Annotated in this window: 23 protein-coding genes and 1 pseudogene; 20 read left to right on the forward strand and 4 right to left on the reverse strand. The window is 62.0% G+C overall.

All coding sequences use genetic code 11. The features are described 5' to 3' along the window. Positions 1-205: 205 nt before the first annotated feature. Entirely contained in the window at positions 206-514 is a 309-nt protein-coding gene (gene fliE, locus AC27IQ_RS07995; RefSeq protein WP_272565395.1) for a flagellar hook-basal body complex protein FliE, read from the reverse strand. 171 nt (positions 515-685) lie between these two features. Between fliE and fliF the strand changes: the two are divergent. From fliF to fliR, 13 genes and pseudogenes are all read left to right on the forward strand, one after another. Beyond that, positions 686-2,369 (forward strand): annotated as a pseudogene (fliF, locus tag AC27IQ_RS08000) (flagellar basal-body MS-ring/collar protein FliF). A 51-nt stretch (positions 2,370-2,420) separates the two neighbouring features. Beyond that, entirely contained in the window at positions 2,421-3,416 is a 996-nt protein-coding gene (gene fliG / locus AC27IQ_RS08005) for a flagellar motor switch protein FliG (RefSeq protein WP_272565391.1), read from the forward strand. Then, positions 3,400-4,128, forward strand: a complete 729-nt coding sequence (locus AC27IQ_RS08010; RefSeq protein WP_284414736.1) for a FliH/SctL family protein — start codon at positions 3,400-3,402, stop codon at positions 4,126-4,128. The genes fliG and AC27IQ_RS08010 overlap by 17 nt, the downstream gene beginning before the upstream one ends. An 85-nt stretch (positions 4,129-4,213) precedes the next feature. Continuing rightward, entirely contained in the window at positions 4,214-5,572 is a 1,359-nt protein-coding gene (fliI, locus tag AC27IQ_RS08015) for a flagellar protein export ATPase FliI (RefSeq protein WP_487089151.1), read from the forward strand. Between the two features lie 21 nt (positions 5,573-5,593). Next, a complete protein-coding gene (fliJ, locus tag AC27IQ_RS08020; protein WP_284414737.1) occupies positions 5,594-6,067 on the forward strand; it encodes a flagellar export protein FliJ in 474 nt (157 codons plus the stop codon). Between the two features lie 2 nt (positions 6,068-6,069). Further along, positions 6,070-7,464, forward strand: coding sequence for a flagellar hook-length control protein FliK (locus tag AC27IQ_RS08025; protein ID WP_487089148.1), 1,395 nt, complete (start codon positions 6,070-6,072; stop codon positions 7,462-7,464). Positions 7,465-7,713: 249 nt separating this feature from the next. Next, positions 7,714-8,295 carry a flagellar basal body-associated FliL family protein gene (locus tag AC27IQ_RS08030; RefSeq protein WP_272565383.1) on the forward strand — a complete coding sequence of 194 codons (582 nt, stop codon included), beginning with the start codon at positions 7,714-7,716 and terminating at the stop codon, positions 8,293-8,295. A gap of 18 nt (positions 8,296-8,313) precedes the next feature. After that, the gene (gene fliM / locus AC27IQ_RS08035) at positions 8,314-9,318 is read left to right on the forward strand and encodes a flagellar motor switch protein FliM (protein ID WP_272565382.1); all 1,005 of its coding nucleotides are present in this window, start codon (positions 8,314-8,316) and stop codon (positions 9,316-9,318) included. Beyond that, positions 9,308-9,745: a flagellar motor switch protein FliN gene (fliN, locus tag AC27IQ_RS08040; protein ID WP_284407477.1), complete on the forward strand. Its 438-nt coding sequence runs from the start codon at positions 9,308-9,310 to the stop codon at positions 9,743-9,745. Before fliM ends, fliN begins: the two co-directional genes overlap by 11 nt. 13 nt (positions 9,746-9,758) lie before the next feature. Further along, the gene (locus tag AC27IQ_RS08045; protein WP_284431717.1) at positions 9,759-10,118 is read left to right on the forward strand and encodes a FliO/MopB family protein; all 360 of its coding nucleotides are present in this window, start codon (positions 9,759-9,761) and stop codon (positions 10,116-10,118) included. Next, positions 10,111-10,872: a flagellar type III secretion system pore protein FliP gene (fliP, locus tag AC27IQ_RS08050; protein ID WP_284431708.1), complete on the forward strand. Its 762-nt coding sequence runs from the start codon at positions 10,111-10,113 to the stop codon at positions 10,870-10,872. The genes AC27IQ_RS08045 and fliP overlap by 8 nt, the downstream gene beginning before the upstream one ends. 9 nt (positions 10,873-10,881) lie before the next feature. Continuing rightward, positions 10,882-11,151, forward strand: a complete 270-nt coding sequence (gene fliQ, locus AC27IQ_RS08055) for a flagellar biosynthesis protein FliQ (RefSeq protein WP_272565375.1) — start codon at positions 10,882-10,884, stop codon at positions 11,149-11,151. Beyond that, positions 11,148-11,918 (forward strand): flagellar biosynthetic protein FliR, encoded by a 771-nt coding sequence (gene fliR, locus AC27IQ_RS08060; RefSeq protein WP_272565373.1) that lies wholly within the window; start codon positions 11,148-11,150, stop codon positions 11,916-11,918. The genes fliQ and fliR overlap by 4 nt, the downstream gene beginning before the upstream one ends. 12 nt (positions 11,919-11,930) lie before the next feature. Here the strand turns inward: fliR and AC27IQ_RS08065 are convergent, their stop codons facing one another. Continuing rightward, positions 11,931-12,560 carry a response regulator gene (locus tag AC27IQ_RS08065; protein WP_284431709.1) on the reverse strand — a complete coding sequence of 210 codons (630 nt, stop codon included), beginning with the start codon at positions 12,558-12,560 and terminating at the stop codon, positions 11,931-11,933. Beyond that, the gene (locus AC27IQ_RS08070; RefSeq protein WP_372588183.1) at positions 12,557-13,675 is read right to left on the reverse strand and encodes a hybrid sensor histidine kinase/response regulator; all 1,119 of its coding nucleotides are present in this window, start codon (positions 13,673-13,675) and stop codon (positions 12,557-12,559) included. The genes AC27IQ_RS08065 and AC27IQ_RS08070 overlap by 4 nt, the downstream gene beginning before the upstream one ends. Positions 13,676-13,841: 166 nt before the next feature. Here AC27IQ_RS08070 and AC27IQ_RS08075 point away from each other — a divergent pair, with 166 nt between their 5' ends. The 7 genes from AC27IQ_RS08075 (at position 13,842) to AC27IQ_RS08105 (ending at position 20,337) form a co-directional block, all read left to right on the forward strand. Beyond that, positions 13,842-14,288: a hypothetical protein gene (locus tag AC27IQ_RS08075; RefSeq protein ID WP_272565370.1), complete on the forward strand. Its 447-nt coding sequence runs from the start codon at positions 13,842-13,844 to the stop codon at positions 14,286-14,288. A gap of 51 nt (positions 14,289-14,339) precedes the next feature. Continuing rightward, on the forward strand, positions 14,340-14,702 hold the full coding sequence (locus AC27IQ_RS08080) for a response regulator (RefSeq protein ID WP_092745705.1): 363 nt from the start codon (positions 14,340-14,342) through the stop codon (positions 14,700-14,702). 39 nt (positions 14,703-14,741) lie between these two features. After that, a complete protein-coding gene (locus AC27IQ_RS08085) occupies positions 14,742-16,901 on the forward strand; it encodes a chemotaxis protein CheW (protein ID WP_487089149.1) in 2,160 nt (719 codons plus the stop codon). Positions 16,902-16,932: 31 nt separating this feature from the next. Further along, positions 16,933-17,424 carry a chemotaxis protein CheW gene (locus tag AC27IQ_RS08090; protein ID WP_284431712.1) on the forward strand — a complete coding sequence of 164 codons (492 nt, stop codon included), beginning with the start codon at positions 16,933-16,935 and terminating at the stop codon, positions 17,422-17,424. A 99-nt stretch (positions 17,425-17,523) separates the two neighbouring features. After that, positions 17,524-18,414 (forward strand): CheR family methyltransferase, encoded by an 891-nt coding sequence (locus AC27IQ_RS08095; RefSeq protein WP_284431713.1) that lies wholly within the window; start codon positions 17,524-17,526, stop codon positions 18,412-18,414. 25 nt (positions 18,415-18,439) lie between these two features. After that, positions 18,440-19,201 carry a chemoreceptor glutamine deamidase CheD gene (gene cheD, locus AC27IQ_RS08100; RefSeq protein WP_284431714.1) on the forward strand — a complete coding sequence of 254 codons (762 nt, stop codon included), beginning with the start codon at positions 18,440-18,442 and terminating at the stop codon, positions 19,199-19,201. Between the two features lie 23 nt (positions 19,202-19,224). After that, a complete protein-coding gene (locus AC27IQ_RS08105) occupies positions 19,225-20,337 on the forward strand; it encodes a protein-glutamate methylesterase/protein-glutamine glutaminase (protein ID WP_487089150.1) in 1,113 nt (370 codons plus the stop codon). 26 nt (positions 20,338-20,363) lie between these two features. Here AC27IQ_RS08105 and AC27IQ_RS08110 read toward each other — a convergent pair whose 3' ends face one another. Beyond that, positions 20,364-22,253, reverse strand: coding sequence for an ATP-binding cassette domain-containing protein (locus tag AC27IQ_RS08110; RefSeq protein ID WP_487089152.1), 1,890 nt, complete (start codon positions 22,251-22,253; stop codon positions 20,364-20,366). Positions 22,254-22,354 lie beyond the last annotated feature (101 nt).

Raw genomic sequence — 22,354 nt, forward strand, 5'->3', positions numbered from 1 at the left:
CCGTGTTGTTTTCAGGATCGCCGCCGCCGAGAGGGTTTGATGTGGGCGTGCAGGGAATCGAAAGCCCATGCGGCGCGGATGTATCAGCCGCAGCGGTGCAAGGTATTACCAGGTCCAAATGGCCTTCCAGTGCAATAAACGACTAGGGCATTAAGCGATATAAAAAGTAATAGGCAATGATGGGTTGGATGTTGCTGGGCTGGCGTCAAACCTGCATGTTCATGATGTCGGTGTAGGCCTGAACCATGCGGTTGCGCACGTGCAGCGTGGCCTGAAAGCCGATCTGGGCCTTCTGGATCGCCACCATGGTTTCTTCCAGGCTGACGGCCGGATTTTCCATCTGCACTTCCTTTTGCAGGTCGGCCGCCCGGTTCTGGGAGGCGCTGACCGACTGCAGCGCGCCCTTGAGCGCCGAGGAAAACCCCACTTCCTGCGAGTCCTGCGGTGCCGCGGCACGGCGCGCAAGGCCGGCGCCTGCAAGTGGCGTGGTGGGGCTTGATATGCGGAGGTCCATGGCTGTGTCCGAAGGAATGGCGGGATGGTGCAATCCTAGGGGGCCGGCGCCGCGCCATCCTGGGGAATAGATGGTGAAACGACGGCCTTATCTCGGCTACGTCGGCAAGGGGCTCGTCCAATAATCGCCCCACGCCAACCCTCTGCCGGGTCGGACCTTTTGGAAAGCACCATGTCCGCAGTTGCTGAAGTCCCTGTCATCAGTCCCGCCAACCCCTCGTGGATGCAGCGGTTTTCCGCGCTCGAACGGGGCCAGCGGATGCGCCTGGGCGCAGGCATGGTCTTGCTGATCGCTGCCGTGGTCGCCGCGGTGGTCTTCAGCCGCCAGCCGGACTACCGGGTGCTGTTCGCCAACCTGAGCGACAAGGATGGCGGTGCCATCGTGGCCCAGCTGTCCACGATGAACGTGCCCTACAAATATGCCGAGGGCGGCGGCGCCATCCTGATTCCGGCCGAGCGCGTGCACGACGTGCGCCTGCGCCTGGCCACCCAGGGCTTGCCCAAGGGCTCGGTGACGGGCTTTGAGCTGATGGAGACGAACCGGTTCGGCGTCACCCAGTTCCAGGAGCGGCTGAACTTCCAGCGCGGCCTGGAGGGCGAGCTGACCCGCTCGATCCAGGCGCTGTCTTCGGTGCAAAGCGCACGCGTGCATCTGGCCCTGCCCAACCAGAACGGGTTCTTCCGCGAGCAGCAAAAGCCTTCCGCGTCGGTGCTGCTGAGCCTGTTCCCCGGCCGTTTCCTGGACCGCACGCAGCTGGCTGGGATCGTTCATCTGGTGGCCTCCAGCGTGCCGGAGCTGTCGCCCTCCGCCGTGAGCGTGCTGGACGATACCGGCAAGCTGCTGTCGCAGTCCCCCCGACACGGCCGCCGGTTCGGGCGTGGACGCACAGCAACTGAGCTACGTGCAGCAGATCGAGCAGCAGTACACGCGCCGCATCCTGGACATCCTGGAGCCGGTGGTGGGCAAGAACAACGTCAAGGCGCAGGTGACGGCCGAGGTCGATTTCAGCCAGACCGAATCCACCTCCGAGCAGCACCGCCCCAACCAGACGCCCGACGCCAGCGCCGTGCGCAGCCAGCAGGTCGTGGAAAGCGCCGGCACCCAGGGCGCCCAGCCGCCCAGCGGCGTGCCCGGCGCCACCAGCAACCAGCCGCCCCAGCCTTCGACCGCGCCCATCAACGGCGCCAACCCCGCACCGACGGCCGCCGGTCAACAGGGCGCGCAGGGCACGGGCAGCAAGCGCGAATCCATCACCAACTACGAAGTGGACAAGACCGTCCGCGTGACGCGCGGCGGCAGCGGCGCCCTCAAGCGTGTGAGCGCGGCGGTGGTGGTGAATTACCAGGCCGTGGCGGAAGCCGCGGGCAAGGCGCCCACCAACAAGGCCCTGTCGCCCGAGCAACTGGAGCAGATGACGGCACTGGTGCGCGAAACCATCGGCTTCAACAAGGAGCGTGGCGACTCGGTGAACCTCATGAACACGCCGTTCCTGGTCGATTCCACGCCCGTGGTGGACCTGCCGCTGTGGAAGCAGCCCGAGATGATCGAGCTGGCCAAGAGCCTGGGCTGGCCCGTGGGCATGTCCCTGTTCGCGGCCATGGTACTGCTCGGCCTGGTGCGCCCCGCCATCAAGGGCATGGGCAAGCCCCGGGCGATTCCGGTGGCCCAGGGCGGCCAGCTCGACGCCATCGAGGCGGAAGAGCCGCAGCGCCCGGCGCTGGCCGCGCCGTCCAAGCCCGAGGAGGTCGCCCAGACGCCCGAGCAACTGCGCCTGGAGGAGGCCCGTGTGCTGGCCAAGGAGAACCCGATGGCCGTGGCGAATATCCTCAAGACGTGGGTCAACGGCGAGTCGTGACGCGGCGCCGTGCGATGATTTCCCACCGACGCATGAAACCACGAGCTTTCCATGGATGACCAAGGCCTGAACGATGCTGCGATTTTGCTGATGTCCCTCGGCGAAGAGGAAGCCGCCGAGGTCTTCAAGCATCTGTCGCCGAAGGAAGTGCAGAAACTGGGCGAGACCATCGCCCGCATGCGCTCGGTTTCGCGCGAGAAGGTCGATTCGGTCATCAACCGCTTCTCCGGCGATGCCGCGGCGCAGAGCCTGCTGGTGTCCGACACCAGCAACTACGTTCGCTCGGTGCTCAAGCGCGCGCTGGGCGATGACAAGGCCGCGTTGCTGATCGACCGGATTCTCCAGGGCGGCGACGTTTCCGGCATCGAAAGCCTGAAGTGGATGGACCCGCTGTCGGTGGCCGAGTTGCTGCGCAACGAGCACCCGCAGATCGTCGCTGCCATTCTGGTGCACCTCGATTCCGAGCAGGCCGCAGCCGTGCTGATGCAGCTCACCGACCGCCAGCGCAGCGAGGTGCTGCTGCGCGTGGCCACGTTGGAGGGCATCCAGCCCACTGCGCTCAAGGACCTCAACGAGGTGCTGTTCAAGGTGCTGGCGGGGGGCGACAAGATCCGCAAGAGTTCGCTGGGCGGCGTCAAGGCGGCGGCCGAGATCATCAACCTGCTGGGCTCCAACATGGACAGCGTGGTGCTGGAGTCGATCCGGGGCTACGACCCCGACCTGGCCCAGAAGATCATGGACAAGATGTTCGTCTTCGACGACGTGGCCAAGCTCGACGACCGTGCGATCCAGACCGTGCTCAAGGAAGTGGCGTCCGAAACGCTCATCGTGGCGCTCAAGGGCGCCGTGCCCGAGCTGCGCGAGAAATTCCTGGCCAACATGTCGTCGCGCGCCGCCGAGGCCATGCGCGAAGACCTGGAGTCGCGTGGCCCGATGCGGCTGTCCGAAGTCGAGGCCCAGCAAAAGGAAATCCTCAAGACCGTTCGCCGCCTGTCGGATGAAGGCCAGATCGTGATCGGAGGCGGCGGTGATGACGCATTCGTATAACCCGCGCAGCTACACGCGGTTCATCCCCAGCGAAGAGGTCGGGGAGGTGACCCAGTGGCAGTTCGGCGCCGTGGACGGATCGGATCTGCTGCCCCCGGCGCCAGAGCCCGAACCGGAACCCCTTCCGGTCGTCTTTGACGAGGCCACGCACCTGAGCGCCCTGGAAGCGGCGCGGCAGGAGGGCTTCGAGCAGGGCCAAGCCCATGGCGAGGAAAAGGCCGGGCTGGAATGGCAGCAGCGCATGGACGACTACATCGCCGGCCAGGGCCAGGAGGTCGCGCAGCGGATGGACCAGGTGGTGCAGGCGGCCCAGGCCAGCCTCGTCCACATGCAGCAGCATGTCGCGCAGGAAGTGCTGCAGCTGGCCTGCGACATTGCTCGCCAGGTGATCCGCCAGGAACTGTCGAGCCAGCCGCAGGCCTTGCTGCCCGTGGTGCGCGAAGCCCTGGGCATGCTGATCGCCGAAGGCCGCCCGGCCACGGTGCGCATGAATCCCGCCGACTGGGAGGTGCTTGAAAAACCGCTGGGCGAAGCCTATGCGGGGGCCAAGGTTCAGTGGCTGCCCGATGCGGCCGTGGCCGCAGGCGATTGCTTCGTGGAGTCGGCCGGGACGGTGATCGATGGCTCGCTGGGCCGGCGCTGGGAGCGTGCGATCGCCGCGCTGGGCCTGGCGTCCGCCTGGGATGCCGAAGGGGAGAAAGCCCATGGCTGACACCCTCCCTGAAACTTCGCTGTTGCCGGATGCACCCGCTGGGGCCGATGTCCAGAGCCCGGCGGACACGGCCTGGGGCCGTTTCATGGCGGATGCGCGGGCCCGCGTCGCGCAGGGCGCGCCCCTGGAAACCCGCGGCACGCTCACCCGATTGACGGGGCTGGTGCTGGAGGCCGTTGGCATCCGCGCGCCCGTGGGGTCGCAGTGCATGGTGCAGATGCCTGGCCACGAGCCGGTGCTGGCGGAGGTCGTCGGGTTCTCGGCCGACCGCGCTTTCCTGATGCCGGCGGGGGACATCCACGGGCTGTCCAGCGGGGCCAGCGTGGTGCCTGCGGCGGCATATGTGCCCCAGCCGAGGCTCGGCGAGGACGCCCGGCCATCGCCGGCCGCCGGCGTGCTGCGGCTGCCGATGGGTGACGGGCTGCTGGGGCGCGTGATCGATTCCCAGGGCATTCCGCTGGACCATGGCGGTGCCGTGGTCAACGTGAATTCCGAGCCCATGGACCGGCGCCAGATCAACGCCATGGACCGCGATCCCGTGCGCGAGACCCTGGACACAGGCGTGCGTGCCATCAACGCCCTGCTCACCGTGGGGCGCGGCCAGCGCCTGGGGCTGTTCGCCGGCTCGGGCGTGGGCAAGAGCGTGCTCCTGGGGATGATGGCGCGCTACACGCAGGCCGATGTGATCGTCGTCGGCCTGATTGGCGAACGTGGCCGCGAGGTCAAGGAATTCGTGGAAGACATCCTCGGAGAGGAAGACCGGGGTCGCGCCGTCGTGGTGGCGGCGCCAGCCGATGCGCCGCCGCTGCTGCGCATGCAGGGCGCCGCGTACGCCACGGCGATTGCGGAGCACTTTCGCGACAAGGGCAAGCACGTGCTGCTGCTGATGGATTCGCTCACCCGCTATGCCATGGCGCAGCGCGAGATCGCGCTGGCCATCGGCGAGCCGCCCGCCACCAAGGGTTACCCGCCCAGCTGCTTTGCCAAGCTGCCGGCGCTGGTGGAGCGCAGCGGCAACGGATTGCACGGGGTGGGCTCCATCACGGCCTTCTACACAGTGCTGTCCGAAGGCGATGACCAGCAGGACCCGATCGCCGATGCGGCGCGCGCCATCTTGGACGGGCACATCGTGCTGTCCCGCGCGCTGGCGGAAACGGGGCACTTTCCGGCCATCGACATCGAGCAGTCGGCCTCGCGCGTGATGCACAACGTGGTGTCGCGGGAGCATTTCGAACTGGCCCGGCGGTTCCGCGCGGTGTATTCGCGCTACCAGAAGAGCCGTGACCTGATCCAGGTGGGCGCCTACATGAGCGGCTCCGACCCGGCGCTGGACGAAGCCATCCGGCTGCAGCCCGCCATGGCGGACTTTTTGCAGCAGAACATGTTCGAAGCGGCGCCCATGGGCGAAAGCCTGGGCTTCATGGGCGCGGTGCTCAACCATTGATGGGCCAGGGGTGAACCGACCATGTCTTCGCTGAATGCTTTTCTGGTGGCCGTCGAAATGGCCGAGCGCAAGCGCGACGAGGCGCGGCAGGTGCTGCAGGACGCGCAGCGCGCGCGCCAGGCATCGCAGGCCCAACTGCAGCAACTGGAAGGCTACGCGCTGGAAACCCAGGGACGCTGGGGCGCGCAGGCCGACACCACCGTCAAGCCCGAAGTCATGTACCACCACTACCAGTTCATGGACCGGCTCGCCCATGCGGTCGGCCTGCAGACCGGGGTGGTGGGCGACCAGGCCGGGCGCGTGGAACATGCCACCCGTGCCGTGCTGGCGGCCGAGTTGCGGCTGTCGGCATTGAGGAAAGTGGTCGAGAAACGGCGCCGCGAGATGGACAAGCTTCAGGCGCGTCGCGATCAGAAGCAAACCGATGAGCGCGCTGCGCTGCAATTCGGCAAGGAAAACGCAACCCAGGGCCAGCAGGGGCCGAAGGAGTGGTGAACATGGAACCGACACGCATCAACAGCTCGCACACGACCCACGAGACGCGCGGCGCGCGTGCCGCCGGCAAGGCCAGCTCAGCGCAGGATGCTACGCAGCAGGCCGCGGGGCAGGGTGGCTTCTCCCTGCTGCTGGCCGCTATGGATACCACTGCATTCGGGGATGGCACCGCAGGGGCCCTGCCGGCCGATCCAAGCGCGGCCCAGGCCAGCTGGCTGCAGGCCGGCGAAGCCGGTGCACTGCCGTTGGACCCTGCCGCACTGGCGGCGCTGCAGGGGGGGCAATTTCCTACCCAGCTGCCCCAAGGCCAGGGGCAGATCCTGGCACAGGCTGGTGCGCAGCAGGGCATGCTGGGCCAACCGCTGGGCCGGGTGTTGGGCGACAACGCTGGAACGGGCGCCTGGGCCAATGGATTCAACGGCCTGATGGACTCGGGCAGCCTGGTCGGACAGACGGCCTGGATGGACCGTGCAACGGATCTGTCCGATACGGCTGCACCGGTGGTCCCTGGCAGCACGCCTCATAAGGGCCTGCAGGCGCGCCTTTCGGCGGCTGCGGGTTCCTCCGCTGCCGGTTTGGGCGTGGACCCATCCGCGGCAGGAACGGGTGCTGCCGGCCTGCGCAATGCGCTGGGCAAGGAAGACAGGAAGCCGGCTTCGGCAGAGATGCCTGGCGCATTGACCGCAGCGGTCGCTGCCTTGGCGCCGGACCGACGCGATGGAGCGGGCGCCGCCGGGGGGCCAGCATTGGCGCGGGCACCGCAGGATGCCCTGGGTGCGGCTGTGCCGGTCGCTGGCGCGCTGGCCGAAGCGGTGGCGTTGCGCTCTTCGGAGCGTGGCATGGAGTCCGGGGCCTCCGATGGGCAATCGTCACGGGGTGGCGCTTCCGGAGCGGAGTCCGGAATGGGCTTTTCCCTGAGCGACGCGCCGGTGGCCAACGATGGCTCAGGTGTGCTGGCCGACCCATCCCAGGTGGGGGTGGAGGACCAGATCGCCGAACAGGTCGCCTACTGGGTGCACCAGAAAACACAGAACGCCGAACTCACCATCGATCGTGAAGGCCAGCCCGTGGAGGTCATGGTGTCGCTGTCGGGCAATGAAGCGCATGTCACGTTCCGCAGTGACCAAGCCAACACCCGCGAATGGCTGGACTCCAGCGCGGCGCAACTGCGGGATCTGTTGCGCAGCGAGGGGCTGGAGTTGTCCGGTGTCACCGTGGGGCAGTCGGGTAGCGACGGTGCAGGGGCTTCGGGCAGCGACGGCCGCCGCCCCGCTTCGGACCGCGACGGACCGGCACGGCACGCCCAGGTGCAGGCCGCCGCCGGCGTGGGCTCGGGAGCGGGCTTGGCCGTGAAGAGCCCTTCGGGTTCCGCCCGCGCGCTGGACGTCTTTGCCTGAACGCGAGCCGGCCCAGGCGCACCGGGCCGAAGAATGGCCGCAGGCGGCATGTCCGGGTGGGCCGGCATCCCGCATCGGTTCTGGACGAAGCGCCGCCCTAGGAGGCTGAAAGCCATGGTTTTGGGCTTTTATTCTGGCTATTATCGAAAGCCGGGACGCCCAATAATGGGGACATCGAATGAGGTGTGCCGCCTGTGCGGCCCTCGCTGTGCCGCCCTGTCCTGAATTTGTTGCGCAAGGAATCCCAACGTGTCTGCCAATCCTGCCGCCGCAGCGCCACCCAAGGCCAAGAGCAAGAAGATGCTCATCATCGGTGTGGTCGTTGCCCTGCTGGTCATCGCTGGTGCAGGCGCGGCCTGGTTCATCATGAGCAGCCGCAGCCATGCCGAAGACGAGGAGGGCGCAGAGGCCCGCCCCCATGCCCCGGCAGCGCCCAAGGTGGCTCCCACCTTCCTGCCCATCGACAACATGGTCGTGAACCTGGCCGATACTGGTGGAGAGCGATTCGCCCAGATCGGTCTCACCTTGGAACTGGCCGATGCGAAAACGGCAGAGCAGGTCAAGCTCTACCTGCCGAGCATCCGCAGCGCCATCCTGATGCTGGTGTCCCAACGCACCTCCGAGGAGCTGCTGGGCCGCGAAGGCAAGGAAAAACTGGCGACCGATATCCGGCGCGAAGTCTCCAAGCCCTTGGGATACACGGTGCCCAAGCCCCGCAAGCGCCCCGCCAGCCAGGAGGTGGAGGACGAAGAAGAGGCACCGCGTGCCAAGCCTGCCGCCGATACGAATCCTGTGCGGCAAGTCCTTTTCTCCAGTTTCATCATCCAGTGACGGCGACAGGAGACTGCCATGAGTGATTCATTTCTGTCGCAGGAAGAGGTCGATGCCCTTTTGGAGGGTGTCACGGGTGAGAGCCAGAAGTCGGTCGAGGAAGTGGCCGAGACCGGAGCGGTCCGCAATTACGACATCTCCAGCCAGGAGCGCATCGTGCGCGGCCGGATGCCGACGATGGAAATCGTCAACGAGCGGTTCGCGCGCAACTTCCGCATCGGCCTGTTCAATTTCATCCGGCGCAGCCCGGAAATCTCGGTGGGCACGGTGTCGGTGCAGCGTTACAGCGCTTTCCTGCGCGAGCTGGCGGTGCCGACCAACTTCAACATCGTCGCCATTCGTCCGCTGCGCGGCAGCGGGCTGATCGTGTGCGAGCCGTCCCTGGTGTTCGGCATCATCGACACGCTGTATGGCGGCGTGGGCAAGTTCCAGACCCGCATCGAAGGGCGGGATTTTTCCCCGACCGAGCAGCGGGTCATCAACCGCCTGGTCGATGTGATCTGCGCCGAGTACAAAAAGGCATGGCACGGCATCTATCCGCTCGAACTGGAGTACCAGCGGTCGGAAATGCAGCCACAGTTCGCCAACATCGCGACCCCCAGCGAAATCGTGGTCTCCACGGCGTTCCAGCTGGAGATCGGGGACCTGTCCGGCGCAATTCATATCTGCATGCCCTATGCGACGCTGGAGCCTATCCGCGACGTGCTGTATTCGTCCACGCAGGGCGACTCCATCGAAGTGGACCGCCGGTGGGTGCGTGTGCTCACGCGGGAAATCCAGGCCGCGGAGGTGACGCTGGTGGCTGAACTGGCCAAGGCCGATGCCACGGTGGAGCAGTTGCTGGCCATGAAGCCCGGCGATTTCATCGAACTCGACCGCGAACCCCGCATCCGTGCCTCCATCGGAGGCGTGCCCATTTTTGAGTGCCAGTACGGCACGCACAACGCGAAATACGCCATTCGAATCGAGGAATGCCTGCGCAATTCCGATCTGAGCTGGCTGGGAGAAAAGAATGTCAACTGAAGGCGACAACGACAACAAGGACGCCAGCGCGGACGATCCGTTTGCCGGCTGGGCCGAGGCGCTGGAGGAGCAAAAGCGCACGGACGAGCCTGCTGCGGACCAGGGCGGCCCCCTGGCTGGCGACCCGGTGCGGCCGTTCTCGGCCAACTCGGACTCTCCGGTCAACGACATCAACATGGTGCTGGACATTCCGGTGCAGCTGTCGGTGGAGCTGGGCCGGACCAAGGTGCCGATCAAGTACATCCTCCAGCTGGCGCAAGGCTCGGTGGTCGAACTGGACGCGTTGGCCGGCGAGCCCATGGACGTGCTGGTCAATGGCTATCTCATCGCCCAGGGCGAGGTGGTGGTGGTGAACGACAAGTTCGGTATCCGCCTGACCGATGTGGTCACGCCGTCGGAACGCCTGCGAAGGGTCAGCCGTGGATAGCGCGGGCGGCAACATGACGCAGACGCTGGTCATCGTCGTGCTCTTCGTGGCGGCCATTGCCACGCTGCCCTGGTGGATCCGGCGCATGCAGCAACGCCAGGGTGGCGGGCCGGGAGTGGCGGCGAGCGCCGCGTCCAAGGTGGTCTCCACCGTGGGTATCGGGCCGCAGCAGCGCGTGATCACGGTGGAAGTGGGGCCGGAGCACCAGCGGACCTGGCTGGTCCTGGGGGTCACGGCGCAGCAGATCCGGTGCCTGCATGTGATCGACCCTTCCGTGTCTGCCGGAGCGCCCCGGGGCGCGATTCCTGCGCCGTCCTTTGCCGATGAGGTGGCCGCAGCCAGGTTGCGGGGGCAAGAGGCGCCCCATGGCTGATCGCCGGCGCGCCTGGAGCGGGTGGGCGTTGGCGGTTGCCGCCACGGTTTTCGCTCCGGCGGCACTTGCACAAGCGGCACCGGGTTCGTTGCCCGTGCTGGTCGGCTCGGGCAACGCGGGCGCGAGCTTTTCGGTGCCCATTCAGACGCTGCTGTTCTTCACGGCCCTGTCATTTTTGCCGGCAGTGCTGCTCATGATGACGGGCTTCACCCGTATCGTGATCGTGCTGTCACTGCTGCGCCAGGCCATCGGCACCCAATCGGCACCGCCGAACCAGGTGATCGTGGGCCTGTCGCTGTTTCTCACGTTCTTCGTGATGGGACCCACCTTTGATCGCGTGTACCAGGACGCCTACGTGCCCTATACATCGAACACCATCACGTTCGAGCAGGCGCTGGAGAAGGCGGAGGCCCCCATGCGCGGCTTCATGCTCAAGCAGACGCGCCAGTCCGACTTCGCACTGTTCGCCCGCCTGGCCAAGCTCGATGCAGGGGCGACTGCGGAAACCGCGCCCCTTCGCGTACTGGTGCCGGCATTCGTGACCAGCGAGCTCAAATCGGCGTTCCAGATCGGGTTCATGATCTTCATACCGTTCCTGGTCATCGACATGGTGGTTTCCAGCATCCTGATGTCCCTGGGCATGATGATGCTGTCGCCCGTGCTGGTCGCATTGCCGTTCAAGCTCATGCTGTTCGTGCTGGCGGACGGCTGGAATCTGCTGATCGGTTCCCTGGCCGCCAGTTTCGCCACCTGAGGAGCCCGCATGACCTCGCAAATGGTTTTGACGATGGGGCGAGACGCCCTGACCTTGCTGCTGATGATTTCGATGCCGGTGCTGGGCGTGGTCATGGTGGTGGGGCTGCTCGTCAGCATCTTTCAGGCGGTGACGCAGATCAATGAGGCCACGCTCGCCTTCGTGCCCAAGCTGATTGCTGCCATGGTGGTGTTCGCCATCGCCGGCCCCTGGATGATCACTTCGCTCGTGGACTTCATCCGCAGAACCATCGAATCCATTCCGTCGGTCGTGTCGTGATCACGTTTTCAGAGGCCCAACTGGTGGCTTGGCTGTCGCCGATCCTGTGGCCTTTCCTGCGCATCCTGGCCATGTTCATGGTGGCGCCAGTATTCTCCATGCGCGTGATTCCGATGCGGGCCAAGATCGGGCTGGCCTTCCTCATTTCGGTTTGCGCGCAGGCCGCTCTACCGGATCAGCCCATCATCAACATCAACGGGCGCGAGGCATTGGGTGCCGTGGCCCAGCAACTGGCCGTGGGGGCCGCCATTGGCTTTGCGGTGCGCCTCGTATTTACGGCGGTGGAACTGGCGGGCGAGGTGATCGGACTGCAGATGGGTCTCAACTTCGCATCGTTCTTCGATCCCTCCAGCAACACGCAGGTAAGTGCCGTGGCCCGGTTTTTCGGGCACATGGCCATGCTGCTCTTCGTTGTCATCAATGGCCACCTGATGGTGCTGATGGCGGTGGTCAAGAGCTTCGACAGCTTTCCTGTGAATGGCCATTTCATGCAGGCCCTGGGCCAGTTGCGATTGCATGATCTGGGTGCTTCGCTCTTTTCCAGCGCCCTGTGGATCGCCTTGCCCATGATTGCCCTGTTGCTGTTCGTGAACATGGCCATGGGCATCATCTCGCGCGTGGCGCCGCAGATGAACATCTATGCGGTGGGCTTTCCCGTGACGCTGACCGTGGGCCTTCTGGGCATCGCGGCGACCCTGCCCATGCTCGAGCAGCCCGTCATGGCGTTGATGCAGCAATCCATCGATCTTTTCGCTTCACAGCGGTAGGCGGACTGGCCTTCAGACCAGCTGGTTTCGAATGGCGTACACCGTCAGTTCCGCGTTGTTGGTGAGCTTGAGTTTTTCCAACACGCGAGACCGGTAGACACTGACCGTTTTCGGGCTCAGCATCAGTTCTTCCGCGATGTCCGACAGGCGCCTTCCGGACGCTATCTTGACCAGGGTCTGCAATTCCCTCTCCGACAACGCTTCGTGGGGCAACTCGGGACTCGGCTGCGCCAGGCTGTCCGCCAGCATCTGCGCCACTTCCGGGGTGAGGTACTTGCGGCCTTTCATCACGGTGCGCACGGCTTCGATCAACTCCACGGGATCGCCCGCTTTGTTGGCATAGCCCTGTGCGCCCGCTCGCAAGCACCGCAGCGCATACTGGTCCTCGGGATACATCGATACAACCAGTACCTTGACGGCGGAGTCCGTCTCGCGCAGGCTGGCGAGCACCTCCAGGCCACTGCGGCCGGGCATGTTCAGATCAAGCAGCAGCACGTCGCAGGGCGCGGTGCGCAATACCTCCCTCAGTTCGGAGTAGCCGCCGGCCTCGCCGGTCACCTGAATGTCCGGTGCTTCCGAGAGCGTGTCACGGATGCCCCGCCGCAGGACCGCATGGTCATCACACAGTACGACCTGGATCATGGTGCCTCCTCTGAAATATTTTGGGGTGTCAGCGGCACCGACAGGATGACGGCGGTTCCACGGCCGGGATGGCTGCTGATGTCGAGCCATCCTCCCACGGTGCGCGCTCGCTCTTGAAGGCCCTTGAGACCGAATGATTTGGGCTTCTCCCGCATGGCGGGCTCCATGCCTCGGCCGTCGTCGGTGACTTCTAGTGTCAGCACGCCCTCACTGTCCGACAGGTCGACAGAGACATGCCGTGCTTCGGCATATTTGAAGACATTGGTCAGGGCTTCCTGTGCCGCGCGGTAAGCCACCAGCTGAATGGCTGCGTCCACGTGGATTGTGTCCTTGTTGGTAAGAACCCGGGTGGGAATACCAGTGCGCCGCTCGAAACTTTCCGCCAGCCATTGCACTGCAGCCACCAAGCCCTGGTCCAGGATGGGGGGGCGCAGGTTCATCATGATGCGCTGACTTGCCTCAATGGCGTGCTGCAGCATCTCGGTGGCGGCCGCCGCGTGGGCCTGGGTCCCGTCGTCCTTGGCATGCCGGCTGATCCAGCCCACATCGAAGCGAACGGCACTCAGTGCACCACCAATGTCATCGTGGATCTCGCGGGCAATGGCGGCCCGTTCTTTTTCGATCGAGCTTTGCAGATGCTCGGTGAGTTCTGCCAGCCGCCGTTCGGACGCAGCCAGATCCGCCGTGGCTTTCTCCCTCGCGCGCCGAGCCTCGTGCACTTCGATGGCGCGGTCAATGACATGCGGCAACCTCGCCATGTCGTCTTTGAGAAGGTAGTCCGCAATGCCCAGCCGCATTGCATCCACGGCCGCTGCCTCGCCGATGGCGCCAGACAGCAAAACGAAGGGCGGGTGGGGCTCCCGCTGTGCCACCACACTCCAAGCGTCCAGCGCAGTGAAGCCAGGCAGGCGGTAGTCCGCAAGGATCAGATTGAAAGGCTCTGCATCGAGTTGCGCTATGAACGATGGCAGTGTGTCCACGTGGTGGATTTCATACACCACGTTGGCGCGGCGCAACGTAATGCAAGCCAACTCATGATCCGCTACAGAATCTTCTAAATGCAGGATGCGCAAGGGTTGATCCGTTACTCCTGATGGCATGGGGAACGCTATCATAGGATACATATTGGAACAAACAAGGGTGTTTGTCCCGTGCGGCGGTGATCGAGGAAAGTCGAGAGAATGGTTTGCATGGGACGTCTTTGCCAGTGGATTGCGCCACCAGCGTCTTGCCGAATTGGAATTTGTTTGCCCTGCAGCCGCTTGCAGTTCTGGAGAAACGATGCAATCTACGCTAACTAGCCCTGGCGGCCCAGGGGTTCAAGTGCCAGTCATGGTTGCTGCAGAATTGCAAGACTCCTTGTTGGTCGTCATGCATGATCTGCACCGCCTGGAGGGCTTGCTCAGCCATGCGACCGACAACCTGCTGGCACGCTTCGGCGAAGCCAACGGTGCGTTGACCGACGATGTGGTTGGCGATTCGGCGGAACTCGCCGCGCTGCGGACGGCATTGCGCAGTGCCGTCACTGAGCTGCAATTTCAGGACATGGCCTCCCAGCTGATTTGGCACACCACAAAGGTGCTCCAAGGATGCGCTTTCCGTCTGGCCTCCGAAGCCATGGGCACCGAAGAGGGCGAAGAAGCCGCGCCCTTCGCTGAAATGGCCCCCGACCGTCCCAATCCTGTCACGCAGAGCGAAATGGATGCAGGATCAATCGACCTGTTCTGAGCACGCGCCCGTAATTGGTTACCTTATATATTCAAGTGAGTGGAGCCCTACATGCAATCGATTCTTGCCGTTGATGATTCACCGTCCATGCGAAAGATGGTGTCCTTCACCCTGACCGGGGCGGGGTACCACGTGGTGGAAGCGGTCGACGGGCAAGACGCGCTCGAAAAGGCCGAAACCCACGATATCCATCTGGTGCTGGCCGACCAGAATATGCCGAGGCTCGATGGAATCGGCTTGACCCGCAAGCTGCGTGAGCACCCCCGGTTCAAGACCATACCCATTCTGATCCTCACTACCGAGTCAAGCGATCAGATGAAGCAGGCGGGACGTTCCGCTGGCGCCACAGGCTGGTTGGTCAAACCTTTCGATCCGAACCGTTTGATCGAAGTGATTCAAAAAGTCATTCGCTAACGCCATCGCGTGCAGATAACCTAAGTACTGGAGCCCCTAATGGCGGATACCTATCAAGAAGGCGCGGGCGGTGGCGCGGACTTCGATCTCAGTCAGTTCTATCAGATCTTCTTCGAAGAGGCGGGCGAGAACCTGGACCAGATGGAGCACATGCTCCTGGACCTGGATCTGAGTGCGGCCAATGACGAAGAGTTGAACGGTATTTTCCGTTGCGCGCATTCCATCAAGGGAGGGGCTGCAACCTTCGGATTCTCCGATGTTGCAGAGCTGACCCACCAAATGGAATCGCTGCTGGATCGCTTGCGGCGCCATGAATTGCAGCCTATTCCCCAAATGGTGGATGTGCTGCTGGAGTCTGCCGATGCGTCCCGCAGTCTGCTGGCCAGGCACCAGGCGGGAGGACAAGGCGAAGCCGTATCCACTGCAGAACTGGTTCGCCGAATCAGTGAATTGGCTGCCGGCAATGTTCCTGCCGAACCTGTGGCGGCCGTGGCGCCTCCCCCCCCGCCGCCAGCGCCGGCTCCTGTGCCTGCGCCAGCTCCGGTCACGCCTGCCCCATCCATTCCCGCTGCGGCAGCAGCACCGGGCAGCGCGCGCTCTCTCGAGATCCGTATCGGTCCGCTGGAGCGTTTGGAACAGGCTGACGCGATCAAGGAATTGTTCCGCGATATTCCCGGCCTCGGTTCCATTCGTGACGTTCCTTCTGAAGAGCAGGGTGTCCGGCTGTTCGCGGTCGAGACGACTTCCACCAACGACGACCTGCTGGATCTGTTTGCCTTCCATGTGTCGAAAGACCAGGTCAGGATCGGTGCAGAAGACGGTTCGGCCAGTGTGGAAGCTGATCCGGAAGCAGCCCTGCTGCAAGCGGGCGAGGTGTCCACGGAAGCACCCTATGGATTCTTCAATGGGTCCCCTGGTATGCCGAGCGATCGGACGGAGGTGGCCGTTGCAAATGTGTCGGATGCCCCGTCTGCCAAGCAGCCTGCAGCCGCAGCCCGCGCCGCGGAGCCCAAGGCGGTCAGCCAAGCGCAGATGGAGTCCACCACCATTCGTGTGGCAGTGAACAAGGTTGACCAGTTGATCAATCTGGTCGGCGAATTGGTGATCACCCAGGCCATGTTGGCGCAGAACAGCCGCGGCCTTGATGCGGGGGCCTATCAACAGTTGCTGGCGGGGTTGGCCGATCTGGATCGCAACACACGGGATTTGCAAGAGTCCGTGATGTCGATCCGCATGATTCCCATGTCGATCGTGTTCAGCCGCTTTCCTCGGATGCTCAGGGACTTGGCCAACAAGCTGGGCAAGAAAGTCGAGATGGTCACCTTGGGTGAAGCCACCGAACTGGACAAGAGCCTGGTCGAAAAAATCACCGACCCATTGACGCATTTGGTTCGGAACAGCTGTGACCATGGCATTGAAATGCCTGCTGACCGGCTTGCTGCAGGGAAGTCCGAGCATGGAACGATCACGTTGTCCGCCTCGCATCAAGGCGGCTCCATCGTGATTGAAGTGCGCGATGATGGTCGAGGTCTTTCTCGCGAGAAAATCATGCGAAAAGCCAGAGAGCGGGGGCTGGATGTCTCTGACCAGATGACCGATGCGGATGTGTGGGGACTGATTTTCGCGCCAGGCTTCTCCACTGCTGATGAAGTGACCGACGTCTCGGGGCGCGGGGTCGGTATGGATGTGGTAAAGCGGAATATCGCTGCACTCAACGGGTCGGTGGAAATCGATTCTGCCGAAGGGTATGGCATGCGCGTGTCCGTGCGGTTACCGCTGACGCTGGCGATCATGGATGGCATGTCCGTAGGGGTGGGTGAAGAGGTCTACATCCTTCCGCTGTCTTCTGTCGTGGAGTCGTTCCAGGTCAATCCCGACGATGTCAATACAGTTGCGCAAGGATCTCAGTTGGTCAAGGTGCGGGATGAATACATGCCCGTCATTGCCCTGGAGAAAACATTTCAAGTCCCCCGCCTGGACCAAAGCAAATCCAGCAACATCATGGTGGTTGTCGAGGCAGATGGCAGCCGGGTTGCATTGTTGGTGGATGAGTTGCTCGGTCAACACCAAGTCGTTGTGAAGAACCTGGAAACCAACTATCGCAAAGTGCCCAATGTTTCCGGCGCCACCATTCTCGGGGACGGAACTGTGGCACTCATCCTGGACACAGGTGCTTTGGTGCGGCGCGCTCGCCACTGAGCCCGCGACCCGTTGATATAAGGAGAGCCCTATGGCTGGAGTGATGGAAAAAACCAATGAAGCGGCTGTCTCTGGCGCCCGGGAGTATTTGACTTTCCGGCTGGATCAAGAGGAGTATGGGATCGACATCCTGAAGGTGCAGGAGATCCGCGGCTATGAGCCGCCGACACGCATTGCCAATGCGCCAGACTTCATCAAGGGCGTGACGAATCTGCGCGGCACCATCGTTCCCATCGTTGACATGCGGCTGAAGTTCAGCTGTTCCAAAGCGGAATACAACAGTTTCACGGTGGTCATCATCCTGAATCTGCGTAACCGGGTTGTCGGGATCGTGGTGGACTCGGTGAGTGACGTCATGGAACTGAATTCCGATCAGATACGCGTTGCTCCGGAGGTGGAAAGCACCATCGACACCAACTGCATCGTCGGCCTGGGCTCGGTGGGTGAGCGCATGCTCATCCTGTTGGACATCGAGAAACTCATGGCTAGCATGGACATGGGTTTGGTCTCCGCCAACGAGTGAGACCGACATCTCGCCGCCACGCAACGGTTTAGGAATCGACGTGGCTGCATCTGTAACCACTGGCCTGTGGACCACCGACCTCTCGAAGTGAAAAGCAACATGCGCCAGACCTCCAGTCATCCCCCTTCTGCGCGAGGCGTGGCGGAATCACCAGCGGTTTCGCCTACATCGGGGCCTTTGGCCCAAGGGAGAGAATTCGTCTGGACCAACGCAGATTTTTCACGTGTCCAAGCGCTCATTTATCAGCGAGCTGGCATCAGCTTGCACGATGGCAAACATGCAATGGTCTACAGCCGCTTGTCGCGGCGGTTGCGCGATACCGGGCATACAAGCTTTCACGAATATCTGAGCTGGCTGGAAACCCATGATGGCCCAGAGTGGCAGGAGTTCGTGAATGCGCTCACGACCAATCTGACTGCGTTCTTCCGGGAGCAGCACCACTTTGAGATTCTGGCCAATCTCCTGCGCACACGGCCTGCTGGCCCGTGGAGTGTGTGGTGCAACGCTGCATCCACCGGGGAAGAACCATATTCCATCGTGATGACAGCCATGGAGTCGTTGAGCAGTAACGGCTCGTTCAAATTAACGGCCAGCGATATCGATTCCCGGGTGTTGGCTACGGCAGCCGAGGGGGTGTACCGCCTGGACAGCGTGAAAGGGTTGAGTCCTGAACGCCTTCAACGATTCTTCTTGCGGGGCAAGGCCTCAAATGCCGGGTTTGCACGTGCAAAACCTGAGTTGCGCCGAAGCATCGATTTCCTGAGCGTGAATCTCATCCGCGACGACTGGCCTTTTCGGGAGCCGTTCGATGTCGTTTTTTGCCGTAATGTCATGATCTATTTCGATGCGCCCACTCAGCGCAAGGTTCTGGAGCGCATCCATCGCGTATTGAAACCGGGCGGCATGCTGTTTGTCGGGCATGCTGAAAACTTCAGCGAGTCCCGTGACCTTTTCACTTTGCGCGGCAAGACCGTGTATGAGCGCCGTTGACCGATAGTCTTCCGCAAGAGTCCACATGACCAATACCCGCCCTGGCTTTCCCCCTCCGTCTGGCGCACCTCCGTCCGCCTATGGTGGAACAGTAGAGCGGCGTCGTGCGCCGCGAATTGCGCCGCTCAGTGCCGATATTTACACTGGCGCTCCGGCCGCCGCCGCGAGGCAATCAACGTTGCCAGAGCTGAAGGCGCAGGCCCGTCGTCCGGGAGAGGCCTCATTTTTCTTTTTTGATCATCATTTTCAGCACAATGCGGTCAAAGTGCTCCCGGGGGAGTATTTCGTCTCGGATGAAAATCTGGTGATCATGACCGTGCTCGGCTCATGCATTGCAGCTTGCCTGTGGGACAGCCGCAGCCGCGTCGGCGGTATGAATCACTTCATGTTGCCCGATGGCGATTCGTCCGATGTATCCGGCCGCTATGGCTCGTATGCCATGGAGTTGCTGATCAACGAAATGCTGAAACTTGGAGCTCGCCGGGAAAGCATGCAGGCCAAGATATTTGGTGGGGCGCAGGTGATGCATAACTTCACCACGATGAATGTGGGGGAGCGCAACACCAACTTTGTGCTCAACTATCTCCAGACAGAGCGAATCCCGATTGTTTCGGAAGATGTGCTCGATATCTATCCACGCAAGGTCGTTTTCTTTCCGGTGACAGGAAAAGCGATGGTGAAGCGGCTCGCCCATGCGCATCCAGAGACACTGGTGGAGCAGGAAGTTCGCGGCAACGCTGCGACGGTTGCCAAAGCGACTGCAGGTGGATCAGTGGACCTCTTTTGAGAAATGAACAAGGACATGAGGGAATGAGCAGGAAGATCCGGGTGATCGTTGTGGATGATTCGGCGTTGGTGCGCAGTCTTTTGGCCGAAATCATCAATCGCCAGCGGGACATGGAGTGCATTGGAACCGCCAACGATCCTCTGATTGCGCGCGAAATGATTCGCGAAATGAACCCCGATGTCATTACCCTGGACGTCGAGATGCCGCGCATGGACGGGATTGATTTTCTGGGGCGCCTGATGCGACTTCGGCCCATGCCCGTGGTGATGATTTCCACGCTCACGGAGCGAGGGGCTGAAGTCACTATGAAGGCGCTCGAACTGGGAGCGGTTGACTTCGTTGCCAAACCCCGGGTCGGCCTTTCCAGTGGTCTGAATGAATTGGCGACCCAGATCGTTGAGAAGATTCGGGTGGCCGCTGTCGCGCAGGTCCGAAGAGCTCCGGTGCAGAGCCCAACCCGTCCGCACTCTCCAGCAACTGGTTCTGTAGAGGGGGCACATGCTCCGACGCATACGACCACATTGCTGGGCCGCTTGTCGACGGAAAAGCTGATTTGCATCGGTGCATCCACTGGTGGAACAGAGGCTATTCGCGAAGTGCTGATGCAGATGCCTGCAGACTCGCCCGCGATCGTGATCACACAGCACATGCCTCCAGGTTTCACCACAAGCTTCGCAGCCAGACTCAACGGCTTGTGCCAGATCACAGTAAAAGAAGCAACCAATGGAGAGCGTATCTTGCCCGGTCATGCCTACATAGCGCCGGGAGGAAAGCAGTTTCATATCGCCCGCAGCGGAGCCAACTATGTGGCCGTGGTGGACGATGGTCCTCCCGTCAATCGGCACAAGCCTTCGGTGGAGGTTCTGTTCAAGTCGGCTGCCGGGGTCGCGGGGCGCAATGTTTTCGGCATCATGCTGACCGGCATGGGAAATGATGGCGCCGCCGCGATGCGCGAGATGAAGGATGCTGGCAGTTACAACTATGTGCAGGACGAGGCAAGTTGCATCGTTTTCGGTATGCCAAGGGAAGCCATTGCACATGGCGCTGCAGATGAGGTTTTGCCTTTGACGCAGATTGCACCGGCTTTGATCGCCAAGCTGCGTGGCGCAACCGATCGATTGCACCATCGCATCTAGGTATCGGTGCGTAAGAAGACAGGGAGTCAGGACGACAAAGCGGTCCAGCGCTCCAGCGCAATCATTAGTTGATTTTCGATTTCTCCCTCCCTTGCATGGAGGGCTGCTGCTCGCGCACCATCTTTGGCATACAAGGAACCGTCAGCCAGTGCTGACTGAATTGACTGTTGCTCAGTCTCTAGTGTCGCAATTTGAGTTGGGAGCTGTTCAAGTTCCCGTTGCTCTTTGTAGCTCAACTTCTTCTTGGGAAGATGTGCGGGCTTTTCCTCTAAATCCACCTTGTCATTGCGCTCAGCTGCCGCCTTGGAGGGGGGCAAAGACGTGGGATTGAGCTGCCCACTGCGTCGGGACTGGATCAGCCAGTCTTGAACACTGCCTTCGTACTCACGCCAGAGCCCATTTCCTTCATATGCAATGGTGCTGGTCACCACATTGTCAAGGAAGGTCCGATCGTGGCTTACGAGGAAGACGGTGCCGTCATACGTCTGAAGCAATTCCTCCAGAAGATCCAGCGTGTCAATATCTAAGTCATTCGTGGGCTCGTCGAGCACCAGCACATTGGCAGGGCGGGCGAAGAGGCGGGCCAAAAGCAGTCGGTTGCGCTCTCCTCCTGAAAGTGAGCGGACGGGTGAGTGAGCTCTGGCAGGGGAAAAAAGAAAATCGCTGAGGTAACTTTTGACATGCTTGCGTTGCTTGCCAATCTCGATCCATTCGCTGCCAGGGCTGATGAAGTCTTCAAGGGTCGCGTCGAGGTTGATCGCATGTCGCATCTGATCAAAATACGCTACCTGCAAATTGCTTCCTCGCCGAACGGTACCCTCATCTTGAGCTAGTTCACCCAAGATGAGCTTGAGTAACGTGGTTTTTCCTGCACCATTGGGGCCAATCAAGCCCACTTTATCGCCGCGGAGGATCGTTCCAGAAAAGCCTTTGACGATAACTTTGTCTCCGAAAGATTTGCTGACGTCAGACAACTCCGCAACGATCTTGCCTTGATAGCCATTTTGGGCACCGGAGGCAATATCCATCTTGACGCTGCCTAGGACCTCTCTCCGAGCACTGCGGTCAGCCCTGAGGGCCTCAAGGCGTCCGATGCGGCTTTGACTGCGAGTTCTTCGGGCTTCAACACCCTTGCGTACCCAAATTTCCTCTTGAGCGAGCAACTTGTCGGCCTTGGCCGATACAACGGCCTCCTGTGTAAGCTGCTCACCCTTTTGGAGCACGTACTGAGCGAAATTTCCCGGATACGATCGGAGTTGACCTCGATCGAGCTCCACAATCCGTGTGGCCACTCTGTCCAGGAATGAGCGATCGTGGGTGATCGTGATGACGCTGCCTTTAAAATCAATCAATAGATCTTCTAGCCATTCAATGGAGTCCAGGTCGAGGTGATTGGTTGGCTCGTCCAGTAGCAGAACATCCGGTCTTGACACCAAAGCCTGTGCAAGAGCGACTCGTTTTTTCGTACCGCCAGACAGAGTGCCTACGATCGAGTGGGGGTCTAGCCTAAGTCGCTGCAAGGTTTCTTCGACCCGCTGCTCCCAGTTCCAAGCGTCGTACGCCTCGATCTGCGACTGCAGCGCATTGAGGTCCAATCCTGGCTCGCCAGAGAGGTAAAGATCTCTTATCTCTGCTACTTCGCGCAGCCCTTCTGAGGCCGCAGCGAAAACACTGGCCTCCATCTCTAAGGCCGGTTCCTGAGCTACGTAGGCGATTCGAATTCCCTGTTGGATTTGTAAGGAGCCATCATCGGGCTTGGCAAGACTGCCCAAGATTTTCAGTAGCGATGACTTTCCTGCTCCGTTACGCCCTATCAGTCCGACGCGTTCGCTGGCTTCCAGGGAAAATCCAGCGTGATCTAGCAGTGCAACATGACCGAAAGCCAGTTGGGCGTTAATTAAGGTGAGAAGTGCCATATCGGCGGAATTATCCGGCTTCGCGCTCACGAAGCGCAGACAGCTGCGACAAGGCACGTTGCAATTTTTTGTCATCTTTCTCCTACGGGGGTGAGGAAAGT

This window comes from Acidovorax sp. KPB24-07, assembly GCF_057543315.1.

Coding starts and splice junctions, on each gene's coding strand:
- AC27IQ_RS08075 (WP_272565370.1), top strand. CDS start 13,842: ATGCAATCTACGCTAACTAGCCCTGGCGGCCCAGGGGTTCAAGTGCCA.
- fliN (WP_284407477.1), top strand. CDS start 9,308: ATGTCAACTGAAGGCGACAACGACAACAAGGACGCCAGCGCGGACGAT.
- AC27IQ_RS08080 (WP_092745705.1), top strand. CDS start 14,340: ATGCAATCGATTCTTGCCGTTGATGATTCACCGTCCATGCGAAAGATG.
- AC27IQ_RS08105 (WP_487089150.1), top strand. CDS start 19,225: ATGAGCAGGAAGATCCGGGTGATCGTTGTGGATGATTCGGCGTTGGTG.
- AC27IQ_RS08025 (WP_487089148.1), top strand. CDS start 6,070: ATGGAACCGACACGCATCAACAGCTCGCACACGACCCACGAGACGCGC.
- fliM (WP_272565382.1), top strand. CDS start 8,314: ATGAGTGATTCATTTCTGTCGCAGGAAGAGGTCGATGCCCTTTTGGAG.
- AC27IQ_RS08110 (WP_487089152.1), bottom strand. CDS start 22,253: ATGGCACTTCTCACCTTAATTAACGCCCAACTGGCTTTCGGTCATGTT.
- AC27IQ_RS08070 (WP_372588183.1), bottom strand. CDS start 13,675: ATGATAGCGTTCCCCATGCCATCAGGAGTAACGGATCAACCCTTGCGC.
- AC27IQ_RS08085 (WP_487089149.1), top strand. CDS start 14,742: ATGGCGGATACCTATCAAGAAGGCGCGGGCGGTGGCGCGGACTTCGAT.
- fliE (WP_272565395.1), bottom strand. CDS start 514: ATGGACCTCCGCATATCAAGCCCCACCACGCCACTTGCAGGCGCCGGC.
- fliP (WP_284431708.1), top strand. CDS start 10,111: ATGGCTGATCGCCGGCGCGCCTGGAGCGGGTGGGCGTTGGCGGTTGCC.
- AC27IQ_RS08010 (WP_284414736.1), top strand. CDS start 3,400: ATGACGCATTCGTATAACCCGCGCAGCTACACGCGGTTCATCCCCAGC.
- AC27IQ_RS08090 (WP_284431712.1), top strand. CDS start 16,933: ATGGCTGGAGTGATGGAAAAAACCAATGAAGCGGCTGTCTCTGGCGCC.
- fliG (WP_272565391.1), top strand. CDS start 2,421: ATGGATGACCAAGGCCTGAACGATGCTGCGATTTTGCTGATGTCCCTC.
- fliQ (WP_272565375.1), top strand. CDS start 10,882: ATGACCTCGCAAATGGTTTTGACGATGGGGCGAGACGCCCTGACCTTG.
- cheD (WP_284431714.1), top strand. CDS start 18,440: ATGACCAATACCCGCCCTGGCTTTCCCCCTCCGTCTGGCGCACCTCCG.
- AC27IQ_RS08095 (WP_284431713.1), top strand. CDS start 17,524: ATGCGCCAGACCTCCAGTCATCCCCCTTCTGCGCGAGGCGTGGCGGAA.
- fliI (WP_487089151.1), top strand. CDS start 4,214: ATGGCGGATGCGCGGGCCCGCGTCGCGCAGGGCGCGCCCCTGGAAACC.
- AC27IQ_RS08065 (WP_284431709.1), bottom strand. CDS start 12,560: ATGATCCAGGTCGTACTGTGTGATGACCATGCGGTCCTGCGGCGGGGC.
- fliJ (WP_284414737.1), top strand. CDS start 5,594: ATGTCTTCGCTGAATGCTTTTCTGGTGGCCGTCGAAATGGCCGAGCGC.
- AC27IQ_RS08045 (WP_284431717.1), top strand. CDS start 9,759: ATGACGCAGACGCTGGTCATCGTCGTGCTCTTCGTGGCGGCCATTGCC.